6 protein-coding genes are annotated in these 14,616 nt (G+C 69.3%); 1 reads left to right on the forward strand and 5 read right to left on the reverse strand.

The features are described 5' to 3' along the window. Positions 1-46: 46 nt before the first annotated feature. The 3 genes from MJ797_RS09110 to MJ797_RS09120 form a co-directional block, all read right to left on the reverse strand. The gene (locus tag MJ797_RS09110) at positions 47-3,256 is read right to left on the reverse strand and encodes a SpoIIE family protein phosphatase (RefSeq protein ID WP_239333660.1); all 3,210 of its coding nucleotides are present in this window, start codon (positions 3,254-3,256) and stop codon (positions 47-49) included. 84 nt (positions 3,257-3,340) lie between these two features. Next, positions 3,341-6,130, reverse strand: a complete 2,790-nt coding sequence (locus tag MJ797_RS09115; RefSeq protein ID WP_239333662.1) for a bifunctional GNAT family N-acetyltransferase/acetate--CoA ligase family protein — start codon at positions 6,128-6,130, stop codon at positions 3,341-3,343. Beyond that, positions 6,127-7,389 carry an acetoin utilization protein AcuC gene (locus MJ797_RS09120; protein WP_239333664.1) on the reverse strand — a complete coding sequence of 421 codons (1,263 nt, stop codon included), beginning with the start codon at positions 7,387-7,389 and terminating at the stop codon, positions 6,127-6,129. Before MJ797_RS09120 ends, MJ797_RS09115 begins: the two co-directional genes overlap by 4 nt. A gap of 443 nt (positions 7,390-7,832) precedes the next feature. Between MJ797_RS09120 and MJ797_RS09125 the strand changes: the two genes are divergently transcribed. After that, positions 7,833-9,809, forward strand: coding sequence for an acetoacetate--CoA ligase (locus MJ797_RS09125; protein ID WP_239333666.1), 1,977 nt, complete (start codon positions 7,833-7,835; stop codon positions 9,807-9,809). 127 nt (positions 9,810-9,936) lie between these two features. Here MJ797_RS09125 and MJ797_RS09130 read toward each other — a convergent pair whose 3' ends face one another. Then, positions 9,937-11,208: an RNA polymerase sigma factor gene (locus tag MJ797_RS09130; protein ID WP_239333668.1), complete on the reverse strand. Its 1,272-nt coding sequence runs from the start codon at positions 11,206-11,208 to the stop codon at positions 9,937-9,939. A gap of 439 nt (positions 11,209-11,647) precedes the next feature. Next, positions 11,648-14,614 (reverse strand): vitamin B12-dependent ribonucleotide reductase, encoded by a 2,967-nt coding sequence (locus MJ797_RS09135; RefSeq protein ID WP_239333670.1) that lies wholly within the window; start codon positions 14,612-14,614, stop codon positions 11,648-11,650. Between the last annotated feature and the right edge of the window lie 2 nt (positions 14,615-14,616).

Raw genomic sequence — 14,616 nt, forward strand, 5'->3', positions numbered from 1 at the left:
TGCCCCAGCCCCGCTCCTTGATCCACGCCCCTGTTGCCGGGCGCTCTTATAGCGACAATGGAGCGGCGATCTCCGCCCACACGATCTTTCCCGAGCCGGCCGGACGTGTCCCCCACCGGGAAGCGATCAGGGATACCAGTTCAAGGCCACGACCGCCCTCGTCGTCAAAGTCCGCATGACGCCGCCGGGGCAGCCGTGGATCACCGTCCGCGACCTCCACGATCACTCTCGATGCGGTCCGGCGCAGCCGCACGGACAGCGGGGGCCGGCCGTGCACCAGCGCGTTGGTGACAAGCTCGGACATCAGCAGCACCACCGAGTCGGTGATGTCGGCCTCCACCAACCACATCGTCAGCAGGTCGTGGGCGTGCCCGCGGGCCTCGCCCAGGCCGGCCGGCCCCGCCGGTACAGCGATCTCGGCGAACCGGGCCGCCCCGCCTGAGTCGCTGTCGGCAAGTCCGACCAGCAGCAGCGCCACATCGTCGTCGTGGCCCTCCGCCCGGCCGAGCGCGGCCAGTGCGTGGTCCGCCCGGCTGCCCACCGATCCGCCCTGGCGCGAGAGCACCGCCGCCAGGTCTGACACCCCTGTGTCGATGTCACGATCCCGGCTTTCCACCAGTCCGTCGGTGAACAGCACCAGCAACGCTCCCCGGTGCAGCCGGACGGTGTATTCCCGGATGTCACCGCGGCCGAGGCCCAGCGGGGTACCGGCCTCCATGTAGAGCCGCGACACCAGCCCGTCCGGGGCGACGACCAGGGGCGGCGGATGGCCCGCGTTGGCGAGCGTCAGCAGGCCGGTGTGTGGTTCGACGACAGCGTAGATACAGGTCGCGATCTGGCCTTCGTCGATCTCGCAGACAATGCTGTCCAGCAGCGTCAGCACCTCGTATGGCGACAGTTCCAGGCGCGCGCAGGTCCGCACCGCGGTCCGCAGCTGACCCATGATCGCCGCTGCCCGGACCCCCCGGCCCATGACGTCACCGATGACCAGCCCCACCCGGCCCGCGCCGAGGTCGATGACATCGAACCAGTCACCGCCTACCTCGGTGTCGGCAACGCCCGGCACGTAGCGGGCAGCGATCTCAAGCCCCTCAGGCTCGGCCACGGTCAACGGCAGGAGACTGCGTTGCAGCGTCAGCGCGGTGTCCCGGCTGTGGCGATAGAGCTCGGCGTGTTCGACCGCGACCGCGGCGCGCGCCGCGAGTTCCTCCAGGAACGCCACGTCCGCCCCGGTGAACGGCGCACGGTCCCCGGCTGCCATGAGGCTGAGCACACCCGCCACCTGGCCGCGCAGGATCAGCGGCACAGCGGCGAGGGTGTGTGCCCCCACGTGCCGCATCCATCGGGCCATCTCCGTGGATGACAACCACGACGCGCCGCTCAGCGGCTCGATACGGCTGTGCCCGGTGAGCGCGGCGAGGGTGACCGGGCTGTCGTTCGGCCACGGACCGGTACGGGCCCGCGGCATCGGCAGCCGGGTGAGGCCGGGACGGACAGCGGCGGCCGCCCGCCGCAGGACTGGGGCACCCGGCGGCACGGCGGTTGCGCCGGCGGGTTCGTCCTGATCGCTTTGACCGGAGCCGGCCGGCTGGGTCGGCTGGGTCGGCTGGGTCGGCCCCAGCAGATACACCGCGCAGGAATCAGCGAGTTCGCCGACAACGACGTCGGTGAGTGCCCGCAGAGCCCGCTCGGGTTCGAGCGCGCTCGAGACCGCTCCGGTCGCGCGGGCCAGTAGTTCCAGGCGACGGCCTGCCTCGCGCGCGGCGCCCTCGGCGATCCGTGCCATCTCCTCCGCCCGGCGGCCCGCCTGTGCCTCGACGAGAACCCGCTCGAACAGCGTGGCGCGCTCAAGCGCCTGGGCACACTGGCCGGCAAGCGCGGTCAGGAAGGCGCGGTCCTCCGGCGAGAACTCGCGCGGCGCGCGGAAGCCGAAAAACAGCGCGCCGAACGGGGCGTCGGTGGTGGCCAGTGGAAGTACCGCCCACGCGTGCTCATCGGCATCGGTGACGCTCGCGACCAGCGCTGGCACAGGCCAGCGTCCGGCGAGTTCCGCCCGGCCGGACAGAAACAACGCGCGACCACCTCGAATGGCCTCCGACAGCGGGTGGATCGCGCCCAGGTTGATGTCAGACCAGCTGCTGACGAACCATGGCGGATAGCCGAGCAGGGACCGGAAGCGCAGGCAGCCGCTGCTCTGGTCGACCAACGCCACCCCCCTGCCGGCCGCGTCCAAGGCCTGCTGCCCGGCTTCGAGCACGACGGTGGCCACCTCGTCGACGGTCACTGCACGTGACAACGCGGCAGTGACGAGCCGCAGGCGCTCGTTCCATTCAGCCGCGCTCCGCGCACGCGCCGCCAGCGCGCTGTGGGCGCTGGCGATCGCGCGTGCCTCGGTGACGTCGCGGCTCGTGCCCACCCACTCGACCAAACGATCATCACTTGTAACCGGCAGGAGCCGCAGGGCGAGGATGTGATCCGTGCCATCCGCACCGGCGAGGCGGAACTCCGTCTCAAAGACGCCGCGCCGCTCGACCGCCTGCCGCCAGGCCCGCGCGACCCGGTCGCGGTCCTCGGCGTGCACCGCGTCAAGCCAGCCGAATCCGACGATCTCCGAACGCCGCTGGCCCGTGATCGCTCGCCACCGCGGCAGGTCGGCGTCCAGGCCGCCATGGGCATCCGTGTGGAAGACATCCGCGGCCACAGCCTCGACCAGCGCCTGGCACCTGGCCTCACCGCGGGCCGCCTCGCCGCGGGCGTCGCTCAACGCGGTGATATCCGTGGCGACGAAGGCCACGCCGAGCAGCGCGCCTCGGGCATCGGTCGCCGGGTACCAGCTGACAGTCCAGGTCCGCGGCGGCTGCGGGCCGTCGGCCGCGACACTGACCTCCAGGTCCACCACGGGATCACCGGTGGTGACCACCCGCTGAAGCACCTCGTCCATCTCGCGGCCGATGTCCCCCAGCAGTTCCGCCGTGGTGCGACCGATGTGCTCCGCGGCAGGGCGGCCGTTCAACCTGGCCAGGACGTCGTTGACCCGCACATAACGCCCCGCGGTGTCGTAGAGGGCGAGACCGACCGGCGCCTGGGCGACGAGCGCCGCCAGGAGCTCGACAGTCGGCTCCGCCGCGCCGTTCGTGCCCTCACCGCCAGCCGCTGGGCCGAGCCCGCGGGGCTCGCCATCACCGTCGTCGGCCCGATCGCCTGTCGACCCAGCCGACGAAGGTCCGGACGGCTCCTCGAGGAACGGCGTCGTCATGGGAAAAGATTGTGGACGGTGGGGCAACGTTGTGCTCAATGCCCTACCCCTGACATTTCCGGCCATCGTTTGGTTGCCACCCGGTCACGAACACGGCCCGCCATGGAGCTGTCCCGGGCCCGGGACAGCTCCGACGTCGCGTGCGGATCCGGTCACCTCCGGAGCATCTTCATGGACGTACCCGCTGGCGTCGTCCAGCCCGTGCTTTGGTGTGGGTGCCCACAGTTTGCGCGGCCCGGCGTCCGCGCGGGGCAGCCCGCGGCCCACGACGACCTCCGCGGACAACACCGTGACCGACGACTTCGAGACAATGACCGGGTTCAGCGTGAGGGATGCCACCTCCGGCAGGTCGTCCGCGAGCCGCGCGACCCGCATGAGCAGCAGCTCAAGGGCTGCGACGTCGACGGTCTCCGCTCCCCGGTAACCGAACAGCAGGGGGGCGGCCCGGACCGACCGCACCAGCCGTGCCGCGTCGGAGTCGGTGAGCGGCAGGATGTGGTGGGCACGGTCACCCAGCAGATCGGTGGCGGGCCCAGCCAGCCCGAAGGACACCAGCGGCCCGTATCGCGGATGCTCGAGGGAACCGACCACCACCGCGACCCCTGCCGGGGCCATCCGCTGCACGACGAATGACCCGCTGGCGGCGAGCTGTGCGTCACCGCCGTTCCCGTCACCGAGCCGCGCCAGCATCGACGACCAGGCGGTCCGCAACGCCGCCGGGCCGAACAGGTCGAGCCGCTGCCCACCGAGCTCGGGGCGGTGCCGATATGGGCGGGCACGCGCTTTGAGGGCCACCGGCCACCCGAGCCGTTCCGCGGCCAGTACCGCCTCATCAGCGGACGTGACCGTGCTGAACGGCTGGACGTCGATGCCGTAACAGTCGAGCAGATCGGCCACCCGGTCGTCGTCGATCGGACCGGAAACGCCGGCGAGCAGCGCACGGGCCGCCTTGGCCCGCCGGGTGATCTCAGGCACCGAGCCGGCCGGCTCCGCGCGCCACTCAGCGTATGAGACAGCCCGCACCAAGGCCGCCACGGCGCCCTCCGGCGACGGGTAACCCGGCACGCCAGCGAGATCCGGTGGTACCTCGGTGCCCAGAACCGTCGCGAGGACGGGCACGTCGACAACCTTCGCTGCGGCCGCGACCGCCCTCGCGACCGGGCCGGGTTCAGCCGGCGCCAGCCGCACCACCGTCGCGATCAGCGCGTCCGCACGGCCAGCCGCGTCGATGAGAACCTCGGTGAACGTCTCGGGCGGGGTGCCACCCGGCAGCAGGATCCGCTCCACCGCGAGCCCGGACGCCTCCGCGGCCTGGCAGGTCAGCCAGACCAGTGCCCGGGAGTCGCCGACGACCGCGACCCGCCGCCCGGCCGGCAGCGGCTGGGCGGTCAGCAGCAGCGCCACATCGAAGCCCTGGGAGATCCGATCAACCCTGATCACGCCCGTCTGGCGCAGTAACGCGTCATCCAGGGGCGAGCGGCCGCTGGTCACCACCACGACCGGCGTGCGCCGTCCGACCCGGCGGGCCAGCCGGGCGAACTTCCGCGGGTTGCCGAAGGTCTCCACGTGCATGAAGACCACGTCGGTGGCTGGATCCTCCTCCCAGAACTGCAGAAGGTCGTTGCCACTCACGTCGACTCGGTCACCCGCTGAGACAAAACAGGACAGCCCAACCCCGCGGGCAGCCGCCGCCTCCAGCAGCGCCGCGCCGAGCGGGCCGGACTGTGAGTAGCAGCCGACCCGCCCAGGGGCGGGCATCCGGCCTGCCAACGACGCGTTGAGCCCGGTGGCGAGGTTCTGGATGCCCAGGCTCGCCGGCCCCACCACGCGCATGCCGGATGCGCGGGCCGCGGCTGTGACCTCGATCTCCGCCTGGTAGTCGCCGAGGTCGGTGAGCACCACCAGACCGCGAACGCCCTTACGGCCGCACTGGTCTATGATCTCGGGCACGTTACGCGGTGGCACGCACACCACGGCCAGGTCCACCGGGCCGTCGATGTCGGCCACCGAGGCGACCGCCCGTACCGACGCGACCGCGCCCCCGACGTCAGCCGCGGCGGGGTTGACCGGATAGACCGGGCCGGCGAACCCACCGGCCAACAGGTGCCGGAAGACCGTGTGCCCCACCGCGTCGCGATCCCGGGAAGCCCCGATCACCGCGACGGACCGCGGGTGCAGCAGCCGGACGATCGACGCGGCCTCCGCGTGGTGCTCACGGGCACGCATGACGTCCACCGAGGTCTGCGTGGGTGCGATCTCAAAGGACAGCCGGACCGCCCCACTGTCCCACGCTCGTGACACACTGTAACCGGCGTCCAGAAAAACCCCGATCATCTGACGGTTCTCGCTGAGCACATCGGCGTCGAAACGACGGATCCCGCGTTCGGACGCAGCCGCCGCCAGATGTTCCAGCAGGACCGATCCGAGGCCGCGGCCCTGGTGGGCGTCTTCTACGAGAAAAGCGACCTCCGCGGCCAACGCCGGACGCCGCGCCCCCGGTGGCGGCTCCTCCGCATCCGTCCGATCATGTTCGGCCGCCGGCGCCGGTGCGCCCTCCCAGTGGGCGATGGCCACGATCTCGTCCCCGATGAGCGCGACCAACGCTCCACGCACCCACTGGTCGACAACGGTCATCCGCCGGATGTCGGCATCGGTGAGCGGCCCGCGTGCGCTGAAGTAGCGGAAGTAGATGCTGCGCATCGACAGACGGCCCCAGAACGCGCGCAGTCGCTCACCGTCACCAGGTACGACCGGACGAAGCCGGGCAGTACCCCCGTCGGCGAGGATGACGTCCGCCTCCCACCTCGCCGGGTAGCTTGCCCCGGCGTCGGCCCGCATCCCGTCGTCATGCCTCGGCGGCACGGTGTCACTCATCTGTCGACGAGGGGGTCGAGGCCATGCAGCGGAAGGATCTCTCGCCGGGTGGCCGCCACCGCCCGGTCCAGGGGGTCGTCCGGATCACCCTCGCCTGCTTCCCAGGGATGGAAGGCGATGTCGACGCCGTCGCCGAAACGGTCGGGCGCGGGACCGCCAGCGACGGCCGTGCCGGTGGCCTCCCGCACGCGGGCGTCAGCCGCGTGCCGCCACTCCGCCGGCAGCGGTCGCGAGCAGTCCAGCGGCACGTGGCCGGCAATGGCCAACAGGTGCGTCCAGGCGCGTGGCACCACCGACGCGAGCGCGTAGCCACCGCCCCCGCAGGCAACCCATCGTCCGCCGCACACTTCATGTGCCAGATCGTGCAGGGCCTGGTAGGAAGCACGCTGTCCGTCGACCGACAGTGTCAGATCCCCGAGCGGATCGAGGAAATGTGTGTCACACCCGTGCTGGGTGACCAGGATCTCAGGGGCGAACTCACGCAGCAGCACCGGAACCACCCCGCTGAACGCCCGCAGCCATCCGGCGTCTCCGGTGCGCGGCGGCAGCGCGACGTTGACCGACATACCGCTGGCCTCCCCCGCCCCGGACTCGTCCGGGAAACCGGTGCCGGGAAACAGGGTCCGGCCGGACTGGTGCAAGGAGATCGTCAGTACCCGTGGGTCATCGTAGAAAGCGGTCTGGACACCGTCACCGTGATGAACGTCGACGTCGACGTAGGCCACCCGAGCGGCCCCGTTGCGCAGCAACCAGGCGATCGCCACCGCCGGGTCGTTGTAGACGCAGAACCCACTGGCGGCGAGACGCATCGCATGGTGGAGCCCGCCCGCGGGAGCCACGGCATGGCCGTGCCGTCCCGTCCACACGGCGTCGGCCGCGGCCAGCGTCCCACCGGTAATCCGGGCGGCGGCGGTGTGCATGGACTCGAAGACCGGGTTGTCCGGTGTTCCCAGACCGAACATGGCCGCCAATCCGCGCGCGGCGTACCGCGGCGCCTGGCGCACCGCCTGCACGTACGCGGGGTCGTGCACAAGTTCGATCAACTCATCCGTCGCGAGCTGAGGCGACCGGACCGCCATCTGGGGGCCGTCCAGAACTCCGGTACGCGCGGCGAGGTCCATGGTCAGCTGGAGCCGCACAGGATGCAGCGGGTGTCTGCGCCCGAAGCCGTAGTCGGCCAGCTCAGAATCCCACATGACCAGCGTTGGCCCGGGATCACCACCGTCAGCGGAACCGTTCGGCCGCGAAGTACCGCCCATGATTCGACCCTACGGCGTGTTTCGGAAGCCGTCATTCGATCAGGGAGCCGCGTCCAGGTGGTTCCTGGCAAGGCCGCAGGCCACACCGATACCGGAGCTGTATCGGTGTGGCCGAGAGCGTAGCCAGGGGCCGCCTGGACGCGGCGAGCCGGACAGACGGCTTCCGAAACACGCCCCCAGGCCAACGGCGGGCCGATCATCCTCTGTAGAGCGACCGGCAATAGGGGATGCAGCGTCGCCAGCGGCACAGTCCGGCCAGTCCCACCGACCACGCCAACCAGGCCAACCAGGCCAAAGGCGGCGGCTGGTCGCACGGCGTGATTTTTTCGACGCACCCCGGCCGTCGAGTGGACCATTTCGGCCTCCCGTATTCGTTAGGGTCTGAGTCCGTGGCTGTTGGACACGATGATGAACACGAGATTGCGCCAGATGCCGGACCCAGGATGGATATCGCGGGACGGCGGCTGTGGACGCCATCTCCCCAGCGGGTCCGCGCCGCCGGGGTCACCGCCTATCTGGACTGGCTGGCCACCGAACGCGACCGGAAGCTGAGCGGTGCCACGGCTTTGTGGCAGTGGTCGGTGGACGACCTTGACGGGTTCTGGGACTCGATCTGGGATTTCTGCGCGGTCGAGGGCGAGCGGGGGGACGGCCCCGCCCTTGCCGACGCCCGGATGCCGGGCGCTCAGTGGTTCCCGACCGCCCGCGTGAACTATGCCGAGAACGCTTTAACGCGACATGGCCCCGCACCCGCGGTGATCGCCGTCCGCGAGGACTCGACCACCGCCGTGGTCTCCTGGGACGAACTTCGCCGCGAGGTCGCGGCAGCTGCGGCGGGGCTGCGGCGCCTGGGTGTGCGTCCCGGCGACCGGGTCTGCGCCGTGCTGCCGAACTGCGTCCATGCCGTGGTGGCCATGCTCGCCACGACCAGCGTCGGCGCGGTCTGGTCGTGCTGTTCCCCGGATTTCGGGCCCTCCGCCATTGCCGACCGTTTCGCTCAGATCACCCCTACGGTGCTCATCGGGGTGGACGGCTACACCTACGGCGGAAAGTCCTTTGACACGCTCGGCGCGCTCGGTGGCGTGGCCGACCGTCTGCCAGACCTGCGGGCAATGGTCGTGATTCCATACCTGGCCGCGGATGCCGTCGAGCGTGCCCACAAGGCCCACCTACCGGCTGTCATCTCCTGGGCGGACCTGCTCGCCGGCTGCGATGACCAGGTCCCCGCCTTCCACCGGGTCCCCTTCGACTCGCCACTGTGGATCCTGTACTCCTCGGGTTCGACCGGCCGCCCGAAACCGATCGTGCAGGGCCATGGCGGCATCCTGTTGGAACACCTCAAGTCGCTGGTGCTCCATCTCGATCTGGGACCTGACGATCGCTTCCTGTGGGTGACAAGCACCGGCTGGATGATGTGGAACCTGCTCGTGTCCGGCCTGCTGGCCGGGGCGACCGTCGTGCTTTTCGACGGCAGCCCGAAGTTCCCCGACCTGGGGACCCTGTGGCGGCTCGCCGAGGCCGTCCGCATCACCTGCCTGGGAGCAAGTCCCGGCCTGCTGGCCGCGTGTGAACGCTCGGGCATCGTCCCGCGGGAGATCGCCGACCTCTCCGCGATACGTACCATCGGTTCCACCGGCTCGCCGTTGTCCTCGGCCGGGTACGCCTGGGTGTACGACGCGGTCGGCTCCGACCTGATGCTCTCGTCGATCAGTGGCGGCACGGACATGTGCACGGCGGTCGCGGCGGGCCTGCCCACGCTGGCAGTGCACGCCGGGGAAATCTCCATGCGCGGGCTCGGTTGCGCGGTGAGCACCTTCGACGGCGACGGCAAGGAGCTCGTCGACGAGATCGGCGAACTGGTGCTCACCGCGCCCATGCCCTCGATGCCGCTCTTCTTCTGGGGCGACGATGACGGCTCGCTGCTGCGCGCGTCCTACTTCTCGACCTACCACGGCGTGTGGCGCCACGGCGACTGGGCCAGGATCACCCCGACCGGATCGGTGATCATATATGGCCGCTCGGACGCGACCCTGAACCGCGGCGGAGTCCGGCTGGGTACCGCCGAGTTCTACCAGGTGCTGGACAGCATTCCCGGCGTGGCGGACAGCATGATCATCGATACCTCGACCGCTGAGCGACCAGGTGAGCTCGTGCTGTACGTCGTGCTGGAGGACAGCGGAACGCTTACCGACTCCTTCATCAGCACCCTGCTGACGACGATCAGAAGGGAGCTGAGCCCCCGGCATGTGCCTGACCGCGTCGAACAGATCTCCGCGATTCCCCGCACCTACAACGGCAAGAAACTGGAAGTGCCGGTTCGTCGCCTGCTGCTGGGCGCAGCCCTGGAGCAGGCCGTCAGCCTCGGCATGGTCGCGAATCCCGAGGCGTTGCTGCCGTTCATCCCGCCCGCGGCCAGCTGACCGGCGGCGGCCGGCAGTCCTCGCCTTCGCCTTCGCGCCAAAAAAAGATCCCCTGCCCGGTGACCGGGCAGGGGATCTCCACCACGACGACGCACTACATCCCGGACGCGCTACATCCCCGGATGCGTCAGTCGAGAAACTCGCGCAACCTGCTCGCGACCGCCGGCTTACGCAGTTCGCGAAGGGTGTCGCGCTCAATCTGGCGAATCCGCTCACGGGTCAGCCCGAGACGGTTACCGACCTCGGCAAGCGTGTGCTGCTTGCCGTCGGCAAGGCCGAAGCGCAGCCGCATGACCTCACGTTCACGCGGTGTGAGCCCACTCAACACGCCCTCGATCTCGTCCTGCATGGCGCCGTAGGAGGCGGCGTCCGCGGGAGAGGTGGCATCCGCATCCTCGATGAAGTCACCGAGGACCGAATCCCCGTCGTCGCCCACCGCGGTCTCCAGGCTGACCGTGTCCTGGGCGTACCGGCGCAGTTCGACGACCTGCTCGATCGGCATGTCGAGCTCCAGAGCCAGCTCCTCGTCAGTCGGTTCCCGACCGAGTGTGGAGACGAGCTGACGCTGCAGTCGAGTGATCTTGTTGATCTGCTCGACGACATGGACCGGGATCCGGATCGTCCTGGCCTGATCGGCCAGTGCCCGACCGATGGCCTGCCTGATCCACCAGGTGGCGTAGGTCGAGAACTTGTAGCCCTTGGCGTAGTCGAACTTCTCGACCGCGCGGATCAGCCCGAGGTTTCCCTCCTGAACCAGGTCGAGCAAGGTCATGCCACGACCGCTGTACTTCTTGGCGACCGAAACCACCAGGCGCAGGTTCGCCGAGACCAGCTGCTGTTTTGCCGCATGCCCGTCCCGGACCAGAGTCCCGAGGTCGCGCCGCAGCGCCGGCTCCAGGTCGGAGTCGGTGTCCAGCTTGTACTCGGCAAACAGGCCGGCTTCGACCCGCTTGGACAGCTCGACTTCCTGCGCGGCATTGAGCAGGGGTACCTTGCCGATCTCGCGCAGGTACATGCGCACGAGATCGGCCGTTCCGGCATGCTCCGAGGTTGCGCGGGCAGCCGGCGCTCCACCTGTTGGCTCCTCCTCGTCGAGAACCTCGACGCCAAGGGCTGTCAACCGGGCAATCAGGACGGGAAGTAGTTCAAGACCGAGGTCAGCGGTCTCGAGCGCTTCGCGAAGTTCGGCGCGGCTCAATTCGCCGGATTCGCGCCCACGCGCGACAAGCTCGGCGACCTGAGTAACGTCGAGTTCGTCGGTATCATCGGGCACGGCGGCCAGGCCACGGCCGGGCACCGTGCGTGCAGGAGTGGCCGACCGGCGGGTGCGCCGCGTACTTGTGGCACGCGTACGCGGCTCGTCGGGGCGCTCATGAAGTTCCAGGGCAGGCAGCGTCATCAGTAGCAGATCCGAAGGTCGGTGCGGGTGGCGGGTCTTGGTGCTTGCACGTATGGGCAACGCCTGACGGCGTCCCTCCCATTCCGCGTTCAGACACAACCGGACGTAAGCGATCGCCGGGTCTACGAAGCAGTGTAGACCCTCGCTCTCGGGACGCCGCACCCGCTGTCGCGAAGACTACCCTGCGGACCGGCCGGTGTGTCGCGAATAACTAACTATCTCTTCAGGCCCGCTCTTCAGACCTCCGCAGCCACGATGCCAATACCGAGCCCAGGAACAACAAATCGCCAATACAGCACCAACCTCCATCGAAACCCATAAGGGTGGCTACGGTATGGCGCCGCACCCGCCGCACAGTGACCACTCGCGCCAAACAGGGGTCCGCTGATCAGAATTCGAGAGTGGTAGCGCGAGCGCGACGCGCCGCCCCAGCCATGGCCTAGCTGCAGCCGCTGGTGGAGCCACATTGCTCGCACACGTAGCAGCTACCGGCCGGCCGCATGGTCACCCCGCAGGTGAAACACAGCGGCGCGTCCACGGCGTTCTGCGCCGACAGCGACTCTCCCACCGGGACCTCCGCCGGCAACGACCCCCGCACCTGGACCGTCGACCGCACAACCGGGAAGGCATGCTCGTGCCCGGCCTGCCGCGCCTCCGTCATTGGGCCGGCCCCGGTCAACCGGTCAGCGGAGAGCTCGGCGCCGACCGTGTCGACCGGCTCCGGAGCTGACGCTACTGATGACACTGACGCCGACGCAGGCTCCACGAGAGCATCAGATACGTCCACCGCGCCCGGCCCGCCATACTGCCCGGTGAGCTGACGCGCCCGCTCCTGGGCGCTCAGCACACCGAGTTCCGCGCGGGTTTCCTGAGGCAGGTAGTCCAGCGCCAAGCGGCGGAAGAGGTAGTCCATCACGGACTGGGCCATCCGGACATCCGGGTCGTCGGTCATGCCGGCCGGCTCGAAACGCATGTTGATGAACTTGCGGACGTAGGCGTCCAGCGGGACACCGTACTGAAGCGCGATCGAGATCGCAATGGAAAACGCGTCCATGACACCTGACAGGGTGGAGCCCTGCTTCGACATCTTGATGAAGACCTCGCCGAGACCGTCATCGGGATAGGACCCAGCGGTCATGTAGCCTTCCGCGCCACCGACGGAGAAGGACACCGTCCGGGAAGGCCGGATCTTCGGCAGGCGGCGACGGACGGGCTGGTACTCCTCCGGCAGCCCGCCGACAGCCACCGCGGCTGCCGTGCCGGTGCCCGCGGCCGCTCCCGCGGACCTCTTCGCGCCACGCAGGTCGGACAGCGGCTGGCCGACCTTGCAGTTGTCCCGGTAGATGGCCAGGGCCTTCAGCCCGAGCCGCCAGCCCTCGAGGTAGATCCGCTCGACGTCCTCGACGGTTGCCGAGGACGGCATGTTGACAGTCTTCGAAATAGCTCCGGACAGAAACGGCTGGACCGCCGCCATCATCCGGATATGCCCCATGGGGCTGATCGCCCGCTCGCCGATCGCGCAGTCGAACACCTCGTAGTGCTCGCGGCGCAGGCCCGGCGCGTCGATGACATGGCCGTGCTCGGCCACGTACTCGACGATCGCCTCGACCGTCTCCTCGGCGTAGCCGAGAGCCCGCAGCGCGGCGGGAACCGTCTGGTTGACGATCCGCATGCTCGATCCGCCCACCATCTTCTTCATCTTCACCAACGCGAGGTCGGGTTCGATGCCGGTGGTGTCGCAGTCCATCGCCAGCCCGATCGTGCCGGTCGGAGGGAGCAGGCTGACCTGCGCATTACGCCATCCGTGCTTCTCGCCCAAGGCGTGCGCACGGGCCCATTCAGCGGCGGCCAGGGCGAGCACCCGGGCGTCATCCGCTCCGGCGTTGCGGACCGTGTCCGTCGCGGCGGCGTGCTTACGGATCACCCGGCGATGGGCCTCGGCGTTGCGCGCGAAGCCCTCGTACGCCCCCATGACGCCCGCGAGCTGCGCCGAGCGCCGGTAGGCCGCCGCGGTCATCAGCGCGGTGATCGCGCCAGCCATCGCCCGGCCGCCCTCGGAGTCATACGCGCGGCCTGTCGCCATGAGCAGCGCACCGAGATTTGCGTAGCCGATCCCGAGCTGGCGGAACGCCCGGGTCACCCGGGTGATCTCCGGGGTCGGGAAGTCAGCGAAACAGATCGAGATGTCCATCGCGGTGATAACCAGCTCGACGGCGGCGACGAACGCCTCCGCGTCGAAGGTCAGATCGTCGCGCAGGAACCGCATCAGGTTCAGCGAGGCCAGGTTGCAGCTGGAGTTGTCCAGGTGCACGTACTCGCTGCACGGATTGCTGGCGCTGATCCGGCCGGACTCCGGGCAGGTGTGCCAGTCGTTGATCGTGTCGTCGTACTGGATCCCGGGATCCGCGCAGTCCCACGCGGCCTGCGCGATGGTGCGGAACAGCGGCCGCGCCCCGATGGTCTCGATGATCCGCCCGTCGATCCGGGCCCGCAGGTGGAAGTCGGTGCCGTCGAGCACCGCCCGCATGAACTCGTCCGTCACCCGGACCGAGTTGTTGGCGTTCTGGTACTGCACCGAGACGATGTCACGGCCGCCGAGGTCCATGTCGAAGCCGGCGTCCCGCAACGCTCGGATCTTGCTCTCCTCACGGGCCTTGCTCTCGACGAAGTCGACGATGTCGGGGTGGTCGACGTCAAGCACGACCATCTTCGCGGCTCGTCGGGTCGCGCCACCTGATTTGATCGTCCCGGCCGAGGCGTCGGCTCCACGCATGAAGCTGACCGGGCCGGACGCGGTACCGCCGGAGGAGAGCAGCTCCCTGGACGAGCGGATGCGTGACAGGTTCAGCCCGGCACCCGAGCCACCTTTGAAGATCAGGCCCTCTTCCCGGTACCAGTTGAGGATCGACTCCATCGTGTCGTCGACGGACAGGATGAAACAGGCCGAGACCTGCTGTGGCGCCGAGGTGCCGACGTTGAACCACACGGGGCTGTTGAAGCTGAAGACCTGGTGCAGGAGCATCCAGGTCAGCTCCTGCGCAAAGACCTCGGCGTCGGTCTCCGACGCGAAGTACCCGTTCTGCTGCCCGGCGGCCGCGTAGGTGCGCACGACCCGGTCGATGAGCTGGCGCAGCGACCATTCGCGCGTGGCAGCGCCCAACGCGCCGCGGAAGTACTTGCTCGTGACGATGTTCGTGGCGTTCACCGACCAGAAGTCAGGGAACTCCACCCCGCGCTGCTCGAAGTTGACCGAACCGTCCCGCCAGTTGGTCATCACGACGTCCCGCAGCTCCCAGGTGACCTCGTCGTAGGGATGTACACCGGGTGACGTGTAGACACGTCCTACTTTCAGGCCGGTGGTCTTACCAGCGGGCCGGGTCGACTTCGTGCCGCGGGTCTCGGTCATGG

Source organism: Protofrankia sp. CiP3, from assembly GCF_917627345.1.
In the GTDB taxonomy this organism is placed as follows: Bacteria; Actinomycetota; Actinomycetes; order Frankiales; family Frankiaceae; genus Protofrankia.